The sequence below is a fragment of the Pseudomonas fluorescens genome (assembly GCF_019212185.1).
In the GTDB taxonomy this organism is placed as follows: domain Bacteria; phylum Pseudomonadota; class Gammaproteobacteria; order Pseudomonadales; family Pseudomonadaceae; genus Aquipseudomonas.
Window position 1 is genome coordinate 1,989,093 of the sequence record NZ_CP078138.1, and the last position, 18,414, is coordinate 2,007,506.

General features: G+C 58.3%; 17 protein-coding genes. 14 read left to right on the forward strand and 3 right to left on the reverse strand.

The annotated features are described in order from the left end of the window. Positions 1-254: 254 nt before the first annotated feature. From KW062_RS08875 to KW062_RS08910, 8 genes are all read left to right on the forward strand, one after another. Positions 255-3,086: a 2-oxoglutarate dehydrogenase E1 component gene (locus tag KW062_RS08875; RefSeq protein WP_027621082.1), complete on the forward strand. Its 2,832-nt coding sequence runs from the start codon at positions 255-257 to the stop codon at positions 3,084-3,086. 42 nt (positions 3,087-3,128) lie between these two features. Further along, a complete protein-coding gene (odhB, locus tag KW062_RS08880; RefSeq protein ID WP_027621083.1) occupies positions 3,129-4,349 on the forward strand; it encodes a 2-oxoglutarate dehydrogenase complex dihydrolipoyllysine-residue succinyltransferase in 1,221 nt (406 codons plus the stop codon). A gap of 98 nt (positions 4,350-4,447) precedes the next feature. Then, positions 4,448-5,884 carry a dihydrolipoyl dehydrogenase gene (gene lpdA / locus KW062_RS08885; RefSeq protein WP_027621084.1) on the forward strand — a complete coding sequence of 479 codons (1,437 nt, stop codon included), beginning with the start codon at positions 4,448-4,450 and terminating at the stop codon, positions 5,882-5,884. 181 nt (positions 5,885-6,065) lie between these two features. Continuing rightward, positions 6,066-7,232: an ADP-forming succinate--CoA ligase subunit beta gene (gene sucC / locus KW062_RS08890; RefSeq protein WP_007919879.1), complete on the forward strand. Its 1,167-nt coding sequence runs from the start codon at positions 6,066-6,068 to the stop codon at positions 7,230-7,232. Further along, a complete protein-coding gene (sucD, locus tag KW062_RS08895; protein ID WP_003223019.1) occupies positions 7,232-8,113 on the forward strand; it encodes a succinate--CoA ligase subunit alpha in 882 nt (293 codons plus the stop codon). Before sucC ends, sucD begins: the two co-directional genes overlap by 1 nt. A 415-nt stretch (positions 8,114-8,528) precedes the next feature. After that, on the forward strand, positions 8,529-9,842 hold the full coding sequence (gene brnQ, locus KW062_RS08900; RefSeq protein WP_027621085.1) for a branched-chain amino acid transport system II carrier protein: 1,314 nt from the start codon (positions 8,529-8,531) through the stop codon (positions 9,840-9,842). Between the two features lie 158 nt (positions 9,843-10,000). Further along, positions 10,001-10,738: a DUF599 domain-containing protein gene (locus KW062_RS08905; protein ID WP_027621086.1), complete on the forward strand. Its 738-nt coding sequence runs from the start codon at positions 10,001-10,003 to the stop codon at positions 10,736-10,738. Then, entirely contained in the window at positions 10,738-11,139 is a 402-nt protein-coding gene (locus KW062_RS08910) for an MAPEG family protein (protein WP_105754374.1), read from the forward strand. The genes KW062_RS08905 and KW062_RS08910 overlap by 1 nt, the downstream gene beginning before the upstream one ends. 69 nt (positions 11,140-11,208) lie before the next feature. On the opposite strand, the gene KW062_RS08915 is transcribed toward KW062_RS08910, so the two are convergent. After that, positions 11,209-11,448, reverse strand: coding sequence for a hypothetical protein (locus KW062_RS08915; RefSeq protein ID WP_027621088.1), 240 nt, complete (start codon positions 11,446-11,448; stop codon positions 11,209-11,211). A 160-nt stretch (positions 11,449-11,608) separates the two neighbouring features. Here KW062_RS08915 and KW062_RS08920 point away from each other — a divergent pair, with 160 nt between their 5' ends. The 4 genes from KW062_RS08920 (at position 11,609) to KW062_RS08935 (ending at position 15,321) form a co-directional block, all read left to right on the forward strand. After that, entirely contained in the window at positions 11,609-12,085 is a 477-nt protein-coding gene (locus KW062_RS08920) for a PaaI family thioesterase (protein ID WP_027621089.1), read from the forward strand. Then, complete coding sequence (locus KW062_RS08925; RefSeq protein WP_027621090.1) at positions 12,082-12,534, forward strand: PaaI family thioesterase; 453 nt, start codon at positions 12,082-12,084, stop codon at positions 12,532-12,534. The genes KW062_RS08920 and KW062_RS08925 overlap by 4 nt, the downstream gene beginning before the upstream one ends. Before the next feature lie 89 nt (positions 12,535-12,623). Continuing rightward, positions 12,624-14,528 (forward strand): molecular chaperone HtpG, encoded by a 1,905-nt coding sequence (htpG, locus tag KW062_RS08930; protein ID WP_027621091.1) that lies wholly within the window; start codon positions 12,624-12,626, stop codon positions 14,526-14,528. A gap of 67 nt (positions 14,529-14,595) precedes the next feature. Next, entirely contained in the window at positions 14,596-15,321 is a 726-nt protein-coding gene (locus KW062_RS08935) for a dienelactone hydrolase family protein (RefSeq protein ID WP_027621092.1), read from the forward strand. Here KW062_RS08935 and KW062_RS08940 read toward each other — a convergent pair. Next, a complete protein-coding gene (locus KW062_RS08940) occupies positions 15,318-16,184 on the reverse strand; it encodes a pirin family protein (protein ID WP_105754375.1) in 867 nt (288 codons plus the stop codon). The two genes, KW062_RS08935 and KW062_RS08940, sit on opposite strands and share 4 nt — an antisense overlap. A 62-nt stretch (positions 16,185-16,246) precedes the next feature. Then, entirely contained in the window at positions 16,247-16,663 is a 417-nt protein-coding gene (locus KW062_RS08945; protein WP_105754376.1) for an OsmC family protein, read from the reverse strand. Positions 16,664-16,808: 145 nt separating this feature from the next. On the opposite strand from KW062_RS08945, the gene KW062_RS08950 reads away from it, so the two are divergent. Beyond that, positions 16,809-17,807 (forward strand): amidohydrolase family protein, encoded by a 999-nt coding sequence (locus KW062_RS08950; protein WP_105754377.1) that lies wholly within the window; start codon positions 16,809-16,811, stop codon positions 17,805-17,807. A 78-nt stretch (positions 17,808-17,885) separates the two neighbouring features. Then, on the forward strand, positions 17,886-18,350 hold the full coding sequence (locus KW062_RS08955) for a DUF3859 domain-containing protein (RefSeq protein WP_105754378.1): 465 nt from the start codon (positions 17,886-17,888) through the stop codon (positions 18,348-18,350). Positions 18,351-18,414: the final 64 nt, after the last annotated feature.

Genomic DNA, 18,414 nt, shown 5'->3' on the forward strand with positions numbered 1-18,414 from the left:
TAGTACCCGTAGCACCGTTGTAACCGAAGGAGCTAAGGCGCGGGCTTCAACCCGCGTCGTAGCTATAACCAGAGCAGCAGCTTACAAGGCTGCGGCTCTTATTTTGAAGAAATGAGACAAGCAGGGGCATCCGGGCTGGTACCCGGACTATCAGCGTGATCCTAAGTGGCTTGTTTTGGTCGCTGCACTCGGACTTCTGCAAGTTTGCTCGGTGTCTTCGCCGATGGTGTTCCCCTAACCGAGGGTGACCAAGCATGCAAGAAAGCGTGATGCAGCGCATGTGGAACAGCGCCTACCTGTCCGGTAGTAACGCTGCCTATGTGGAAGAGCTCTACGAGCTCTACCTGCACGACCCTAACGCTGTGCCAGAAGAGTGGCGCACCTACTTTCAGAAGTTGCCTACAGATGGCGACTCTGCCATCGATGTTTCGCACTCCACAATTCGCGATCATTTCGTGCTGCTGGCAAAGAACCAGCGCCGCGCCCAACCGGTTTCCGCCGGCAGCGTGAGCAGTGAGCACGAGAAGAAGCAAGTTGAAGTGCTGCGATTGATCCAGGCCTACCGTATGCGTGGCCACCAGGCAGCCCAGCTTGACCCGCTGGGACTGTGGCAGCGTCCTGCACCTGCAGACCTGTCGATCAATCATTACGGCTTGACCAATGCCGATCTTGATACGACCTTCCGTGCCGGCGACCTGTTCATCGGCAAAGAGGAAGCGAGCCTACGCGAAATTCACGAAGCGTTGCAGCAGACATATTGCCGCACCATCGGCGCTGAATTCACGCACATCACCGATTCCGAGCAGCGCCAGTGGTTCCAGCAGCGTCTGGAAAGCGTGCGCGGTCGTCCGACCTATTCCGCAGACATCAAGGGCCACCTGCTCGAGCGTGTGACTGCCGGTGAAGGTCTGGAAAAATACCTGGGTACCAAATACCCGGGCACCAAGCGTTTCGGTCTGGAAGGCGGCGAGAGCCTGATTCCGATGCTCGACGAGCTGATCCAGCGTTCCGGTTCCTACGGCACCAAGGAAATCGTCATCGGCATGGCCCACCGTGGCCGTCTGAACGTACTGGTCAACACCTTCGGCAAGAACCCGCGCGAGCTGTTCGACGAGTTCGAAGGCAAGAAGAAGGTCGAGCTGGGTTCCGGTGACGTTAAATACCACCAGGGCTTCTCGTCCAACGTAATGACCAGTGGTGGCGAAGTTCACTTGGCCATGGCGTTCAACCCGTCCCACCTGGAAATCGTTTCCCCGGTGGTCGAGGGTTCGGTTCGCGCCCGTCAGGATCGTCGCAACGACCCGACCGGTGAAAAGGTTCTGCCAATCTCCATCCACGGCGACGCAGCATTCGCCGGCCAGGGTGTGGTGATGGAAACCTTCCAGATGTCGCAGACCCGCGGTTTCAAAACCGGCGGTACTGTGCACATCGTGATCAACAACCAGGTTGGCTTCACCATCAGCAACCCGTTGGACTCGCGCTCCACCGAGTACGCCACCGACGTCGCGAAAATGATCCAGGCGCCGATCCTCCATGTGAATGGTGATGATCCGGAAGCCGTTTTGTTCGTGACCCAGTTGGCTATTGACTACCGCATGCAGTTCAAGCGTGACGTGGTGATCGACCTCGTCTGCTACCGTCGTCGCGGCCACAACGAGGCCGACGAGCCAAGCGGTACCCAGCCTCTGATGTATCAGCAGATCACCAAACAGCGCACTACCCGTGAGCTGTATGCCGATCGCCTGACCCAGAGCGGCGTGCTCGACGCAGAGCGTGTTCAGGCGAAAGTCGACGAATACCGCAATGCGCTGGACAACGGTCTGCATGTTGTAAAAAGCCTGGTCAAGGAACCGAACAAAGAGCTGTTCGTCGACTGGCGTCCGTACCTGGGTCACGCCTGGACTGCGCGTCACGACACTCGCTTTGATCTGAAAACCTTGCAGGAACTGTCGGCCAAACTGCTGGAAGTTCCGGAAGGTCTGGTTGTTCAGCGTCAAGTTGCCAAGATCTACGAAGACCGTCAGAAGATGCAAGCCGGTGGCCTGCCGATCAACTGGGGTTTCGCCGAGACCATGGCCTACGCGACGTTGCTGTTCGAAGGTCACCCGATCCGCATGACGGGTCAGGATATTGGCCGCGGTACGTTCTCGCACCGCCACGCTGTTCTGCACAACCAGAAAGACGCCGGCACCTACGTTCCGCTGAAGAACCTGTACGACGGTCAGCCGCGTTTCGAAATGTACGACTCGTACCTGTCGGAAGAAGCCGTACTGGCGTTCGAATACGGTTACTCGACCACCACGCCGAACGCGCTGGTGATCTGGGAAGCCCAGTTCGGCGACTTCGCCAACGGTGCCCAGGTAGTTATCGACCAGTTCATCACCAGTGGCGAGCACAAGTGGGGCCGTCTGTGCGGTCTGACCATGCTGCTGCCGCACGGTTATGAAGGCCAGGGTCCGGAGCACTCTTCCGCACGCCTGGAGCGTTACCTGCAGCTGTGCGCCGAGCACAACATCCAGGTAGCGGTGCCGACCACTCCGGCGCAGATCTACCACTTGCTGCGTCGTCAGGTGATTCGCCCGCTGCGCAAGCCATTGATCGTTCTGACTCCGAAGTCGCTGTTGCGTCACAAGTTGGCCATCTCGACCCTGGAAGATCTGGCCGAAGGTTCGTTCCAGACCGTTATCCCGGAAATCGACACCCTGGACCCGAAAAAGGTCGAGCGCGTCGTGCTGTGTAGCGGCAAGGTCTACTACGACCTGCTGGAAAAACGCCGTGCCGAAGGCCGTGACGATATTGCCATCGTGCGTATCGAGCAGCTGTACCCATTCCCTGAGGACGACTTGAAAGAAGTCCTGGCTCCTTACACCAACGTCAAGCATGCCGTGTGGTGTCAGGAAGAGCCGATGAACCAGGGTGCGTGGTACTGCAGCCAACACCACCTGCGTCGTAGCATCGCAAACCTCAACAAGTCTCTCGTACTCGAGTACGCGGGCCGTGAGGCTTCTGCTGCACCGGCATGTGGTTACGCATCGATGCACGCTGAGCAGCAGGAAAAACTGCTGCAAGACGCCTTTACTGTTTAACGCCTTCGCGCACCTGAAACCGAATTTAAGGAACCACAGACAATGGCTATCGAGATCAAAGCCCCCACTTTCCCGGAATCGGTTGCCGATGGCACCGTTGCCACCTGGCACAAACAACCGGGCGACGCGGTCAAGCGCGACGAACTGATCGTCGACATCGAAACCGACAAGGTCGTGCTGGAAGTGTTGGCTACTGCTGACGGCGTGCTGGGCGCTATCGTCAAGAACGAAGGCGAAACCGTTCTGTCCGACGAAGTCCTGGGCTCGATCGTTGAAGGCGGTGCTGCTGCCGCTCCAGCTGCTGCCGCTCCGGCTGCCGCTGCACAAGCTGCTGCTCCGGCCGCTGCTGGCGAAGACGATCCTGTTGCTGCCCCGGCTGCACGCAAGCTGGCTGAAGAGAGCGGTATCAACATCGCTTCCGTTGCCGGCACTGGCAAAGGCGGTCGTGTGACCAAGGAAGACGTAGTTGCTGCTGTTGCCGCCAAGGCTTCGGCTCCAGCTGCTGCTCCGGCCAAGGCTGCTGCACCTGCCGCTGCTGCTCCGGTATTCGCTGCTGGCGACCGCGTCGAGAAGCGCGTTCCGATGACCCGTGTTCGTGCAACCGTGGCCAAGCGCCTGGTAGAAGCACAATCGAACATGGCGATGCTGACCACTTTCAACGAAGTCGACATGACCGAAGTCATGGCCCTGCGTTCGAAGTACAAGGACCTGTTCGAGAAGTCCCACAATGGCGTGCGCCTGGGCTTCATGTCGTTCTTCGTCAAGGCCGCTACCGAAGCGCTGAAACGCTTCCCGGCAGTCAACGCGTCGATCGACGGCAACGACATCGTTTACCACGGTTATGCCGACGTTGGTGTGGCGGTTTCCAGCGACCGTGGCCTGGTGGTCCCGGTTCTGCGTAACGCCGAACACATGAGCCTGGCTGAAATCGAAGGCGGCATCGCCACCTTCGGCAAGAAAGCCCGCGACGGCAAACTGTCGATGGACGAAATGACCGGCGGTACTTTCACCATCACCAACGGTGGTACTTTCGGTTCGATGATGTCGACGCCGATCGTCAACCCGCCTCAGGCTGCAATTCTGGGCATGCACAACATCATCCAGCGTCCTATGGCCATCAACGGTCAGGTCGTGATCCGTCCGATGATGTACCTGGCGCTGTCCTACGATCACCGTCTGATCGATGGCAAAGAAGCTGTAACCTTCCTGGTGACCATCAAGAACCTGCTGGAAGATCCGGCTCGTCTGTTGCTGGATATCTGATTGAAGCAGCCGTGAGCTGCAAGTTTCGAGCTGCGAGTCAATGCAGCCCGGCTTGCAGCTTGCGGCTTGGAGCTTTTCGCTAAAGAGGATTCTTTTACATGTCACAGAAATTTGACGTAGTAGTGATCGGTGCTGGCCCTGGCGGCTACGTGGCTGCCATCAAGGCCGCCCAACTGGGTCTGTCGACCGCGTGCATCGAGAAGTACACCGACGCCGAAGGCAAGCAAGCCCTGGGCGGTACCTGCCTGAACGTTGGCTGCATTCCGTCCAAGGCGCTGCTGGACAGCTCCTGGAAGTACAAGGAAGCCAAAGAAAGCTTCAACGTTCACGGTATCTCCACCGGCGAAGTCAAAATGGACGTCGCTGCGATGGTTGGCCGCAAGGCTGGCATCGTCAAGAACCTGACCGGCGGCGTTGCGACCCTGTTCAAGGCCAACGGTGTTACTTCGATCCAGGGCCACGGCAAGCTGCTGGCTGGCAAGAAAGTCGAAGTCACCAAGCCAGACGGTTCGGTTGAAGTCATCGAAGCTGAAAACGTGATCCTGGCTCCAGGTTCGCGTCCTATCGACATTCCGCCTGCTCCGGTTGACCAGAATGTGATCGTCGATTCCACCGGCGCCCTGGAATTCCAAACCGTACCTAAACGTCTGGGCGTGATCGGCGCTGGCGTGATCGGTCTGGAGCTGGGTTCGGTATGGTCGCGTCTGGGTGCACAAGTGACTGTCCTGGAAGCCCTGGACACTTTCCTGATGGCAGCGGACACCGCTGTTTCCAAGGAAGCGCTGAAAACCCTGACCAAGCAGGGTCTGGACATCAAGCTGGGCGCTCGCGTGACCGGCTCCAAAGTCACTGGCGAAGAAGTTCTGGTGAACTACACCGACGCCAACGGCGAACAGACCATCACTTTCGACAAGCTGATCGTAGCCGTTGGTCGCCGTCCGGTGACCACTGATCTGCTGGCCGCCGACTGCGGCGTGACCCTGGACGAGCGCGGTTTCGTGCACGTTGACGATCACTGCGCCACCACCGTACCGGGCGTCTACGCCATCGGCGACGTGGTGCGCGGTATGATGCTGGCGCACAAGGCCTCGGAAGAGGGCATCATGGTTGTCGAGCGCATCAAGGGCCACAAGGCCCAGATGAACTATGACCTGATCCCTTCGGTTATTTATACTCACCCGGAAATTGCATGGGTCGGTAAAACCGAGCAGGCCTTGAAAGCTGAAGGCGTTGAAGTTAACGTCGGCACCTTCCCGTTCGCAGCCTCTGGCCGTGCCATGGCAGCCAACGACACCGGTGGTTTCGTCAAGGTCATCGCAGATGCCAAGACTGACCGCGTACTGGGCGTCCACGTGATTGGCCCAAGCGCTGCAGAACTGGTTCAGCAGGGCGCGATCGGTATGGAGTTCGGCACCAGCGCTGAAGACCTGGGCATGATGGTTTTCTCCCATCCGACCCTGTCTGAAGCCTTGCACGAAGCAGCTTTGGCAGTGAATGGCGGCGCCATCCACATCGCCAACCGCAAGAAGCGTTAAGACATAATAAGAAACCACGGCGGTTTGGCCCGTCGTGAGCCTTGCTTGCAAGACTCACCGCGGAATATCCGCTGGACGCAGTCTTGCATAGCTCCGCTATGCAAGCAGCAGTCACAGGTGGTGCGGCACTTTTACAAGTGCAGCACCGAATGCGCAGTACCTAACGAAGACGGTAATAAGCATGAATCTTCACGAGTATCAGGGTAAGCAGCTGTTCGCTGAGTACGGCCTGCCAGTATCCACCGGTTACGCGGTAGACACCCCGGAAGCAGCAGCAGAAGCTTGCGACAAAATCGGCGGCAGTGAGTGGGTTGTCAAAGCCCAGGTCCACGCCGGTGGTCGCGGTAAAGCGGGCGGCGTAAAGCTGGTTCGCAGCAAAGAAGACGCCAAAGCCTTCGCACAGCAGTGGCTGGGCAAGCGTCTGGTGACTTACCAGACTGACGCCAATGGTCAGCCAGTCACCAAGATCCTGGTTGAATCGTGCACTGATATCGCTAAAGAGCTGTACCTGGGCGCTGTCGTTGACCGTTCGAGCCGTCGTATCGTGTTCATGGCTTCCACCGAAGGTGGCGTGGACATCGAGAAAATCGCTCACGACACTCCAGAAAAAATTCTGAAAGCCACTATCGATCCACTGGTTGGCGCTCAGCCATTCCAGGGTCGCGAGCTGGCGTTCCAACTGGGTCTGGAAGGCAAGCAAGTTGCCCAGTTCGCCAAGATCTTCGTAGGTCTGGCCAAACTGTTCAAGGATCACGATCTGGCCCTGCTGGAAGTGAACCCGCTGGTGATCAAGGCTGACGGCGATCTGCACTGCCTGGACGCGAAGATCAACATCGACGCCAACGCCATGTACCGTCAGCCTAAGCTGAAGACTTTCCACGATCCGTCGCAGGACGATCCGCGCGAAGCGCACGCTGCCAAGTTCGAACTGAACTACGTAGCGCTGGAAGGCAACATCGGTTGCATGGTCAACGGTGCTGGCCTGGCCATGGGTACCATGGACATCGTCAACCTGCATGGCGGCAAGCCAGCCAACTTCCTCGACGTGGGCGGCGGTGCTACCAAAGAACGCGTTACCGAAGCGTTCAAGATCATCCTGTCCGACACTAACGTCGCTGCAGTACTGGTCAACATCTTCGGCGGCATCGTTCGTTGCGACATGATTGCCGAAGGCATCATCGGTGCAGTGAAAGAAGTCGGCGTGAAAATCCCGGTTGTTGTTCGCCTTGAAGGTAACAACGCTGAACTGGGCGCTAAAGTACTGGCAGAAAGCGGTTTGAACATCATCGCTGCAACCAGCCTGACCGACGCTGCTCAACAAGTTGTCAAAGCTGCGGAGGGCAAATAATGAGCGTCCTGATCAATAAAGACACCAAAGTTATCTGCCAGGGCATTACCGGTTCGCAAGGTAGTTTCCACACCCAGCAAGCCATTGAGTACGGCACCAAGATGGTGGGTGGTGTAACTCCGGGCAAAGGCGGCACCGAGCACCTGGGTCTGCCAGTGTTCAACACCGTTAAAGACGCAGTAGCGGCCACTGGCGCTACCGCCAGCGTGATCTACGTTCCGGCTCCTTTCTGCAAAGACTCGATCCTGGAAGCGGCTTTCGGCGGCATCAAGCTGATCGTCTGCATCACCGAAGGCATTCCTACTCTGGACATGCTGGACGCTAAAGTTAAGTGCGACGAACTGGGTGTTACCCTGATCGGCCCTAACTGCCCAGGCGTGATCACCCCAGGCGAATGCAAGATCGGCATCATGCCAGGTCACATTCACTTGCCAGGCAAGGTCGGTATCGTTTCCCGTTCCGGCACCCTGACCTACGAAGCTGTTAAGCAGACGACTGACGCCGGTTTCGGTCAGTCGACTTGCGTCGGCATCGGTGGTGACCCGATCCCGGGTTCGAACTTCATCGACATCCTGAAGCTGTTCCAGGAAGACCCGAAGACCGAAGCGATCGTAATGATCGGTGAGATCGGCGGTTCGGCTGAAGAAGAAGCGGCTGCCTACATCAAGGCACACGTGACCAAGCCAGTTGTTTCCTACATCGCTGGTGTGACTGCTCCTCCGGGCAAGCGCATGGGCCATGCTGGCGCAATCATCTCTGGCGGCAAAGGCACTGCAGACGAGAAATTCGCTGCGCTGCAAGACGCAGGCGTGAAAACCGTGCGTTCGCTGGCAGACATCGGCAAAGCCCTGGCTGAGCTGACCGGTTGGGCTGTCAAGTAAGCCTCGCGCTTAGCTTGCAGCTCTGCTGACAAAGGCCACCTTCGGGTGGCCTTTGTCGTTTCTGATAGTTGTATTGGCTGTGCTGGCCTCTTCGCGAGCAGGCTCGCTCCCACATGGAAACTCGGTCAACTGTGGTTCTAGCCCGGGCGACGTTTCGCTGCTCGCGATGACGGACATGTAGGCGAAAACCATTTACATGCATAAACGCGACACGGAAGTGTCGCGCATCGGATAGTCCGCCCTCAAACAGTGCGTTTGACCCACAAATTCGGTACCCTAGCCGCCATCTTGCGTTTGCGTCCCACAAGGTTGCTGCGCGCTAAACGGGTCAGTCCCATACGGACCGACAGCATTTCCCTCACCCATCAGGGAAATCCCTCTCTAAATTCCGATTCAGTAGTGTGGTATTTCCTTAATGAAAGTGTTGAAAGGCCAGGACATTCTGGCACTTGGTTTTATGACGTTTGCCCTGTTCGTCGGGGCTGGCAACATCATCTTCCCGCCTATCGTCGGTTTACAGTCCGGACCTCATGTCTGGATGGCTGCGCTGGGCTTTTTGATCACCGCGGTCGGTTTGCCGGTGATCACCGTTGTCGCATTGGCCAAGGTCGGCGGCGCCATGGACGCCCTGAGTAGCCCGATTGGCAAGATCGCTGGCGGCATTCTGGCGGCAGCCTGCTACCTAGCTGTGGGGCCGCTGTTCGCCACCCCGCGTACTGCCACCGTATCTTTCGAAGTGGGTCTGGCGCCGCTGACGGGTGAAAGCCCGCTGGCGCTGTTCCTCTACAGCTCCGTGTACTTCCTGCTGGTGTTCTTCATCTCACTGTACCCAGGCCGCTTGCTGGACACCGTAGGGCGTTTCCTTGCGCCGCTGAAGATTATCGCCCTGGCGGTACTCGGTATCGCTGCATTCGCGCTGCCGGCGGGCGACATTGGTGTTGCCACTGCGGAGTATGTTGCGGCGCCGTTCTCCCAGGGCTTCATCAATGGTTACCTGACCATGGATACCCTTGGCGCACTGGTGTTCGGCATCGTGATCGTCAATGCCATTCGTTCCCGTGGCGTTGAGTCACCGGCGCTGATTACCCGTTACGCCATCATTGCCGGGCTGATCGCCGGCGTTGGCCTGGCGCTGGTGTACGTCAGTCTGTTCCGACTGGGTTCGGGCAGCCATGAGGTGGCCATGGGCGCGACCAACGGCGCTGCGGTCCTGCATGCTTACGTGCAGCACACCTTCGGCTCCTTGGGCAGCGGTTTCCTCGCGGTACTGATTTCCCTGGCGTGCCTGGTAACTGCCGTCGGCCTGACCTGCGCCTGCGCCGAATACTTCAGCCGTGTGCTGCCTCTGTCCTACAAGACTCTGGTGGTCATCCTGGCGGCGTTCTCGCTGCTGGTGTCCAACCTCGGCCTGACCAACCTGATCGCGTTCTCGATCCCGGTGCTGACCGCTATCTACCCGCCGTGCATCGTTCTGGTAGCCCTGAGCTTCTGCAAGGACTTCTGGCTGGAGCAGGGCCGCATCGTTGGTCCGGTCATGCTGGTGTCGTTCCTGTTTGGCCTGATCGATGCGCTCAAGGGTGCTGGCCTGGCCGACTGGATGCCGACGCAACTGACGCACCTGCCGCTCGCCGAGCAAGGCTTGGCGTGGCTGGTGCCGTGCTTCTTCACCCTGGTGATTGCCGTAGCCTGCGATCGCCTGCTGGGCAAGCGCAGCGAAGCCTTGGCGTAAACCTCGACGTCTGCCACAAGCGGACGCTGATGTAACAGGAAATGCCCCGTATCAATCGATACGGGGCATTTTTTATGGGCCGCTGGTCGTGTCTTTTTTTGTCGGCTAACGTCGAAGCACTGTTTTCCATTTGAACCTCGCACCACACAAGGAACTGCATGTCGTTCGTCCACGCCAATCTGCTGCACATCATCGCCGCGCTCTGGTTTGTCACCTGCTGGGGCGGTTACACCCGCTACGCCACCTGGAAAGGCCGCGACACGGCCTGCCTGGCCAGTGTTCTGCACCTATACCGAGAAGACTGGATGCGCCGCATGCTGCTGCGTGATAACCGCATCGCCGATGCCAGCGTGATTGGCAATCTGGAGCGCAACGCGTCCTTCTTTGCGTCCAGCACCCTGATCATCCTCGCCGGCATCCTCACCGTGCTGGGTGCCTCCGAGCGCGCGGTGTCGCTGCTGGCGGACATTCCCATGGTGCAGCAAGCGTCCCAGGGTATGTCGGAGATAAAGCTGCTGTGCCTGGCGCTGGTGTTCGTCTACGCCTTCTTCACTTTCAGTTGGTGCATGCGCCAGTACAACTTCGCGGCGGTTCTGGTGGGCTCGGCGCCGATGGTAGGTGAGCGGCATGTTTCCGAGCAGGAGCGCAAGGCATTTGCCCAACGTGCTGCGCGGGTGATTTCAATGGCGGCCAACCAGTTCAACTTTGGCCTGCGTTCCTATTACTTCGGCATGACCATGCTGGCCTGGTTCGTTAGTCCCTGGTTGTTCATGTTGCTGAGTGCCGGCGTGGTGCTGGTGTTGTATCGCCGGGAGTTTCATTCCGACGTACTTGAAGTCATGGTCTATACCCCTACAGAGGCGCCATTGCCCGAAGCCAGTAAAGAGGTGAGTTGATGAGTATCCCGTTCTGGTGTGTGTTTATCAGTGCGTTGCTGATTTTTGTCGCGCGCATGCCGGTGGGCAAGGCGATGAAAGAGCAGGGGTGCTACAACAATCATCTGCCACGTCAGCAACAGGCACAACTTACCGGTTTTGGTGCACGCGCACTGGCGGCCCACCAGAACAGTTTCGAGGCGTTTATTGTGTTTGCAGTGGGCGTGTTAATGGCACACACCACGCAAACAGCGGGTTGGCTGATCGATGGGCTGGCCATTGTGTTTGTTGTTGCGCGGATTGTTTACTTGTTGTGTTACTGGGCTGATCTGGCCTGGCAGCGCAGTCTGGTGTGGGTGATCGGCCTGGTCTGTTCGCTGCTGTTAATGCTCAGTCCGACATTTCGGACCGTGTTGCTCTAACCGTCATTTTCCTGCAAACACAATAAAGCCCGCACTTGGCGGGCTTTATATTGAAGCGCTAAAACCGGATCAGTTGGTTTTAGGAGCGGCTTCTTCTGCGGCAGCTTTGTTCGATTCAGCCTGATCTTTGGCGGCTTCGGCGTTTTCTTTCGCTGCCTCGTTCACCTTATCCTGAGCTTCGTTCATCTTTTGCTGTGCTTGCTCAGCATGTTGGTTGGCATCTTGAGCTTTGTCCTCGGATTTTTTATCGCAGGCAGCGAGACCGAGGGAAGCGGTCAACATCAAGGCAATAGCTAAAGTCTTACGCATGGGGTGTTTCTCCTTATGGAAAATATCTACTTGTCCTTTCGAGCACGGCGCTCGTGGTTAAGTTCAATGAATCCCTCAGATATATAAGTTTCTTCTTACGGGAACTTTTTCTTAGTCCCATAACTGCTATGCATCATCCCTTGCCCAGAGCCTATAGCGCATGACGGATAACCCCATTTTTGAACGTGCGACGCGCTTTTTATCGGCGCTGCGCCATTGTCAGGTATTGGATCTGCGGGTCCATAGCGCCACTGAACAGGGCATCACCATTACCTTGCCCTACAGCGCGCACATCGTCGGTAACCCGCAAACCGGAGTTATCCATGGCGGCGCGATTACCACATTGATGGATTCCGCCTGTGGAATGGCCACGCTCTGTGTCCTGCCGCAGTTCGAGGTGTGTCCGACCCTCGACCTGCGGATCGACTACATGCATCCGGCCGAGCCGTACAAGGATGTCTACGGCTTCGCCCAGTGTTATCGGGTGACCACTGATGTGATCTTCATGCGTGGCTTTGCCTATCAGGACGATCCCGAGCAACCGATCGCCCATGTCGTCGGCACTTTCATGCGCATGGGCAAGGGTATCAGGGGCACCAAAGGCTTCGGTGGCGGGATCAGTGGTGAGGCGAGATGAACGATAACTTCAAGGAACAACTGCAACAGGCTCACGCGCAGGGCGACTATGCGTCGCTGCTGCATCTGATTCCCTACGCCAAGCTGATAGGTGTGGAGTGTTCGCGATTGGGCGACGAGTTGCTGTTCAAGCTGCCGGCCAGCAAGGACAACATTGGCAACCCGTTGCTGCCGGCGATTCATGGCGGGGTGATTGCCGGTTTCATGGAGCTGGCGGCGGCCCTGCACCTGTTGGTGTTCACCGGCTCGCCCGGGGTGCCGAAGATCATCGACTTCTCCCTCGATTACCTGCGCGCCGGACAGTTTCGCGATACTTACGCCAAATGCCAGGTTTGCCGCCAGGGCCGGCGGGTGGCCAACGTCGCGATAACCGCGTGGCAGAGCACTGAAGCCGAGGCGATTGCCACGGCGCGTGCACATTTCAAGATTGAGGAAGCAGTCGGCTCTTGAAATCCTCGACACAGCCCCCAACTTTGATGACATCCCGCCGCTGACCTTTCAGGACGCGGCCACTGCCATCCAATTGGAGTTTGATGACCATGAGCGTGGAAACTCAAAAGGAAACCCTGGGCTTCCAGACCGAGGTTAAGCAACTGCTGCACCTGATGATTCATTCGCTGTATTCCAACAAGGAAATCTTCCTTCGCGAACTGATCTCCAACGCATCTGACGCGGTCGACAAATTGCGTTTCGAAGCCCTGTCCAAGCCTGAGTTGCTGGAAGGTGGCGCGGAACTGAAAATTCGCGTGAGCTTCGACAAGGACGCCAAGACCGTCACTCTCGAAGACAACGGCATCGGCATGAGCCGCAGCGATGTGATTACCCACCTGGGGACCATCGCCAAATCCGGCACCGCGGATTTCATGAAAAACCTGTCGGGCGACCAGAAGAAGGATTCGCACCTGATCGGTCAGTTCGGCGTCGGTTTCTACTCGGCGTTCATCGTTGCTGACAAGGTTGAAGTGTTCAGCCGTCGTGCCGGCCTCGCCACTAGCGAAGGCGTGCACTGGTCGTCCAAGGGCGAAGGCGAGTTCGAAGTTGCCACTGTCGAAAAAGCCGATCGTGGTACCCGCATCGTCCTGCATCTGAAACCTACTGAAGACGAATTCGCCGATGGCTGGCGTCTGCGCAACATCATCAAGAAGTACTCCGATCACATCGCCCTGCCAATTGAATTGCCGAAGGAAGCGGCGGCTGCCGAAGGCGAAGAGGCCCCGGCCGTCGAGTGGGAAACCGTCAACCGCGCCAGCGCGCTGTGGACCCGTCCGCGTACCGAGGTCAAGGACGAGGAATACCAGGAGTTCTACAAGCACATCGCCCACGATTTCGAGAACCCGCTGAGCTGGAGCCACAACAAGGTCGAAGGCAAGCTGGAATACAGCTCGTTGCTCTACGTGCCGGCCCGTGCGCCATTCGACCTGTACCAGCGTGAAGCGCCAAAAGGCCTGAAGCTGTACGTGCAGCGCGTGTTCGTGATGGACCAGGCAGAGTCGTTCCTGCCGCTGTACCTGCGTTTCATCAAGGGCGTAGTCGACTCCAACGACCTGTCGCTGAACGTGTCGCGGGAAATCCTGCAGAAAGACCCGATCATCGATTCGATGAAGTCGGCGCTGACCAAGCGTGTCCTCGACATGCTGGAGAAATTGGCGAAGAACGAGCCTGAGCAATACAAGGGGTTCTGGAAAAACTTCGGTCAGGTCATGAAAGAAGGCCCGGCGGAAGACTTTGCCAACAAGGAAAAAATCGCCGGCCTGCTGCGCTTCGCTTCGACTCAGGGCGAAGAGGGTGAGCAAGTGGTGTCGCTGGCTGAGTACCTGGCGCGTGCCAAGGAAGGTCAGGACAAGATCTACTACCTGACCGGCGAAACCTACGCCCAGGTCAAGAACAGCCCGCACCTGGAAGTCTTCCGCAAGAAAGGCATTGAAGTGCTGCTGCTGACCGATCGTATCGACGAGTGGCTGATGAGCTACCTCAGCGATTTCGACGGCAAAAGCTTTGTCGACGTGGCGCGTGGTGACCTGGACCTGGGCAACCTGGACTCGGAAGAGGACAAGAAGGCCGCAGAAGAGGTCGCCAAGTCCAAAGAGGGTCTGGTCGAGCGTCTGAAAACCGCACTGGCCGACTCGGTTGCCGAAGTACGGGTTTCCCACCGTCTGACCGACTCGCCAGCGATTCTGGCAATCGGTGAGCAGGACTTGGGTCTGCAGATGCGTCAGATCCTTGAAGCGAGCGGGCAGAAGGTGCCGGACTCCAAGCCGATCTTCGAATTCAACCCGGCTCACCCGCTGATCGAGAAGCTCGACGCCGAGCAGAACGAAGAGCGTTTTGGCGACCTGTCGCACATCCTCTTCGATCAGGCAGCACTGGCAGCGGGCGATAGTCTGAAAGACCCGGCGGCCTATGTGCGCCGGCTGAACAAGCTGTTGGTTGAACTGTCGGTTTAACCGCGTAGGAAAAAACCCGCTTCGGCGGGTTTTTTTTCATTCTGGCGTTTCTTGACGGGAGTGAGTCATGAGTCAAATCACTGTGCGTTCAGTGGCTTATCAGATTGATGGCCAACCTTACGAAAGTCGCGTGGCGTTCGATGCCGGTCATACCGGTCCACGCCCGGGGCTATTGATGGCGCCGAACTGGATGGGCGTGAGTGCTGGCGCCGAGGAGATTGCCAAGTCGGTCGCTGCCAAGGGCTACGTGGTGTTGATTGCCGACCTCTATGGGCAATCGGTGCGGCCGAGTAACAATGATGAGGCAGGGGCGGCGATGATGCCGTTGAAGAATAACCGGCCGCTGTTGCGCAAGCGCATGCAGGCGGCATTCGAGCAGTTGCAGAGCCAGGGCGAAGCGCAGGTTGATACGTCGAGGCTGGCGACATTCGGTTTCTGCTTTGGCGGTTGCTGCGCCCTGGAATTCGCCCGCACCGGAGCGCCGGTGAAAGCGGCAGTGTCATTCCATGGCACCCTCGACACCCCGAATGCCAGCGACGCTAACAACATCAAGGGCTCGGTTCTGGTGCTGCACGGCGCCTCCGATCCATTGGTGCCCAAGGAGCAACTTCCGGCGTTCGAGGCCGAGATGAATGCGGCGGGCGTCGATTGGCAATTGCTCAGCTACGGCGGGGCGGTGCACTCCTTTACCGATCCCCATGCCAAGGTGCCCGGCATGATGATGTACGACGCCAAAACCGCCGGGCGGGCGTTCCTGGCGATGCACAATTTGCTGGATGAGGTGTTGGTCTAACGCTGCGGTAATTCGATTCGCTCGTTTTCCCCCGGCACCGTTGGCCAGTCGCCGCTCGCCCAGCGGCGGCGGGCCTCGTCGATGGCAGCCGGATCGCTGGCGACAAAGTTCCAGTTGATCCGCCGTGGTCCGTCGAGCGGGGCGCCACCGAACAGTACGGCGTGGCAGTCGCTGGCGGCGCTCAGGATCATTTCCGCGCCGGGCGGCAAGACCACCAGCGCATGAGGTTCCAGGGCGGTGTCGTCGAGTCGGGCGTCGCCGCTGAGGACGTAGATCGCCCGCTCCTGATGCTCGTTGGGAATCAGCAGGGTGGTCGCGGTTTGCAGTTGCAACTCGGCGTACAGGGTGGGGGAGAGCACCGGGACCGGCGATTCGAGGCAGAAGCCGCTACCGGCAATCATGCGGATCTTCACACCCAGGTTGTCGCTGACTGGCAAGCTGCTGGCTGGATGATAGCTGTAGTGTCCCGGGCCTCGCTCGTGCTCCTTGGGCGAGGCCAGCCAGATCTGCAGGCCATGCATCTTGAATTCGCTGTCCCACAGCGCCTGCGGAGTGCGCTCGACGTGGGCAATCGCGCTGCCGGCGGTCATCCAGCTGACGTCGCCGGCCTTGACGATCTGGTCGGAGCCGAGGCTGTCCTTGTGCTGCAGTTGACCTTCGAACAGGTAGGTCAGGGTCGACAGGCCGATGTGTGGGTGTTGGCGGATGTTCATGCCCTTGCCTGCCAGATAGGTGGTTTCGAGCATGTGATCAAAAAACACAAAGGGGCCGACGTTGCGGCATTTGGCCGACGGCAATGGACGCAGGATCGGCTGACCTTCGACATCTTCAGGGCGTGGGCGGATGACGAGCGGAGTGTTCATGAGGCCTTCCAGGCAATAGCGGTGATGCCGTCGAGCATAACCGCTAGCGCCTGCGAATGCTGTTACTGGCTGAGCGCGCCTTCGGACAGGTGGGTTTCGATGCTCACTTCACTGGTGGTCATCAGCTTGTGGATCGGGCAACGGTCGGCGACACGGTGCAGTTCGTCACGTTGAGCGTCGGTGAGGACGCCCTTGAGGGTCAACTTGACGTGCAAGGCGTATTTGCCTTTTTGCTCTTCACTGTTGTCATGCTTGACCTCGACCGTGACCCCGGTCAGCGGGATGCCTTTCTTCTTCGCATACAACTTGAGGGTCAAGGCCTTGCAGGCACCCAGTGCTGCGTCGAAATAGTCGTGCGGCTCGGGAGCAGAGGCTTCGCCGCCGGCGGCTACCGGGACATCGGCGAAGAGCTGATGGTCGTCGATCTGCACGCTGTGGCGAAACCCTTCGCTGGATTCGGTATTGATGGTGACAGTCATGGCATACCTCGTGGGCAGTGGATAGAACGGGCTGAGACCTTGCAGTTATAGAGCATCCGGTCGGCATGGCGTTCCACTTTCTTTACAGCTGAACCCTGGATGGACAGTCGCGGTCTACCTTGCTCTGGTCAGTGGGAGCGTGGGAATGCCTTGGAAAACCTGGAAGATTGCCGGGTGGTTGCTGTTAATGAGCGGTCTGGTCGAGGCCCGCGAATACACCTACAGCGATGCGCACCTGCACTACGTGGATTTTTTCCAGGAAACCGCAGGCATGCCGAAGCTTCTGGCGTCGATGCAGGAAAATCGTATCGAGCACGTGATGATTTCCGGTGTGCCAGTGGCAAAGAAATGGCATGAAGACGAGCCCAAGCGCCCGCGCTACTACGCCGGAGATGACGCCGATGCCTATTGGTACAGCGCCACTGACGTGATTGTTGCCGACGCCGTAAACAAGCTCACGCCCGAGCAGCGCAAACATTTCCATCCATTCCTTGCCGGCTTCAATCCCAATGACAAGAACTCCGCAGCCCATATCCAGCGCATGCTCGATCTCAATCTCGGGCTATGGCAGGGCATCGGTGAGGTGTTTACCCGTCACGACGATCTGACCGCCTTGACCGCGGGCGACACGCCGCGGGCGAACAATGAAGCCATGACGCGGATTTATCATTTGGCCGCCGAGAATGATCTGCCGGTGTTGCTGCATTCCAACATCACCTCCAAGCGTGAGAAGAATCCGCTCTACCTGGCGGAAATTGAAGAACCGCTGCGTAATCACCCCCATACGCGTTTTATCTGGGCGCACGCTGGCACCAGCCTGGAAATTCATCGGCATCAGACCCGGATGGATTTCCTGTTACCCACCTTGACCCGTCTGCTGGATACCTATCCGAACCTGTTCGTCGACCTGTCCTGGAGCGTGCTGAACCCTTATCTGCTGGATGAGGCGGGGCAGCCGCAACAAGAGTGGCTGGCGTTGGTGGAGCGCTTTCCCGAGCGTTTCATGCTGGGATCCGATGTGGTCGGGCGCTTTAACAAGCAGGGAGCGCAGATGCGCAGCTTCGAGCCGTTTCTCGATGCCTTGCCCGAGGACGTGGCGCGCAAGGTGGCGCGGGACAACTTTCTTGCGGTGTTGCCTCGCTGAACCTGCCGGAGCAGGACTGTCATCAGCCTGTCACGCCGGCGTCATACCCTCGCGCTCATCTCAATCAAGGAGCGTGATATGTCCCTCGTTCGTTTAAGCGTACTGGCCCCGCTGATGCTGGTCAGCGGCCTGTCCGGTGCCGACGTCAGTGTTCAAGGCCCGGTGGAGTTTGGTGTATTCGAAGGCACCAAGGCTGAGCTGCAATCGGGGGAGCGGGTGATACGCCGCAGCAACGAGTCGATCGAGCCAACACATACCGTGCCGGCCAAACTGGGCACCAAGTTCGGCATCCGTTACCAGTTGGCAGGCAAAACCGCCGAGGGCCAGCCGCTGACATTGCTGTATTTCACGCCGGGTATTCGTACCCCAGATGGCGTGCGCCACGATAAGCTGGAAGTCATGCAGAAGTTGCTGCCAGGTGCCCCCCAGGATGTGATGGCTTACGAGTTCACCGAGAGTCACGAGGTGGTGCCGGGGGAGTGGTGTTTCATGGTGTTCCAGGGCGATCGCTTGCTGACACAACAGAGTTTTACCGTTCAGTGATGCCAGGCGGCAAAAACGCCGACAATAAAAAACGCCCCGAACCAGTCGGGGCGTTTTCATGTGG

Excerpts from the sequence above, each read along its gene's own strand:
- KW062_RS08875 (WP_027621082.1), top strand. The coding sequence starts at position 255 with ATGCAAGAAAGCGTGATGCAGCGCATGTGGAACAGCGCCTACCTGTCC.
- odhB (WP_027621083.1), top strand. The coding sequence starts at position 3,129 with ATGGCTATCGAGATCAAAGCCCCCACTTTCCCGGAATCGGTTGCCGAT.
- lpdA (WP_027621084.1), top strand. The coding sequence starts at position 4,448 with ATGTCACAGAAATTTGACGTAGTAGTGATCGGTGCTGGCCCTGGCGGC.
- sucC (WP_007919879.1), top strand. The coding sequence starts at position 6,066 with ATGAATCTTCACGAGTATCAGGGTAAGCAGCTGTTCGCTGAGTACGGC.
- sucD (WP_003223019.1), top strand. The coding sequence starts at position 7,232 with ATGAGCGTCCTGATCAATAAAGACACCAAAGTTATCTGCCAGGGCATT.
- brnQ (WP_027621085.1), top strand. The coding sequence starts at position 8,529 with ATGAAAGTGTTGAAAGGCCAGGACATTCTGGCACTTGGTTTTATGACG.
- KW062_RS08905 (WP_027621086.1), top strand. The coding sequence starts at position 10,001 with ATGTCGTTCGTCCACGCCAATCTGCTGCACATCATCGCCGCGCTCTGG.
- KW062_RS08910 (WP_105754374.1), top strand. The coding sequence starts at position 10,738 with ATGAGTATCCCGTTCTGGTGTGTGTTTATCAGTGCGTTGCTGATTTTT.
- KW062_RS08915 (WP_027621088.1), bottom strand. The coding sequence starts at position 11,448 with ATGCGTAAGACTTTAGCTATTGCCTTGATGTTGACCGCTTCCCTCGGT.
- KW062_RS08920 (WP_027621089.1), top strand. The coding sequence starts at position 11,609 with ATGACGGATAACCCCATTTTTGAACGTGCGACGCGCTTTTTATCGGCG.
- KW062_RS08925 (WP_027621090.1), top strand. The coding sequence starts at position 12,082 with ATGAACGATAACTTCAAGGAACAACTGCAACAGGCTCACGCGCAGGGC.
- htpG (WP_027621091.1), top strand. The coding sequence starts at position 12,624 with ATGAGCGTGGAAACTCAAAAGGAAACCCTGGGCTTCCAGACCGAGGTT.
- KW062_RS08935 (WP_027621092.1), top strand. The coding sequence starts at position 14,596 with ATGAGTCAAATCACTGTGCGTTCAGTGGCTTATCAGATTGATGGCCAA.
- KW062_RS08940 (WP_105754375.1), bottom strand. The coding sequence starts at position 16,184 with ATGAACACTCCGCTCGTCATCCGCCCACGCCCTGAAGATGTCGAAGGT.
- KW062_RS08945 (WP_105754376.1), bottom strand. The coding sequence starts at position 16,663 with ATGACTGTCACCATCAATACCGAATCCAGCGAAGGGTTTCGCCACAGC.
- KW062_RS08950 (WP_105754377.1), top strand. The coding sequence starts at position 16,809 with ATGCCTTGGAAAACCTGGAAGATTGCCGGGTGGTTGCTGTTAATGAGC.
- KW062_RS08955 (WP_105754378.1), top strand. The coding sequence starts at position 17,886 with ATGTCCCTCGTTCGTTTAAGCGTACTGGCCCCGCTGATGCTGGTCAGC.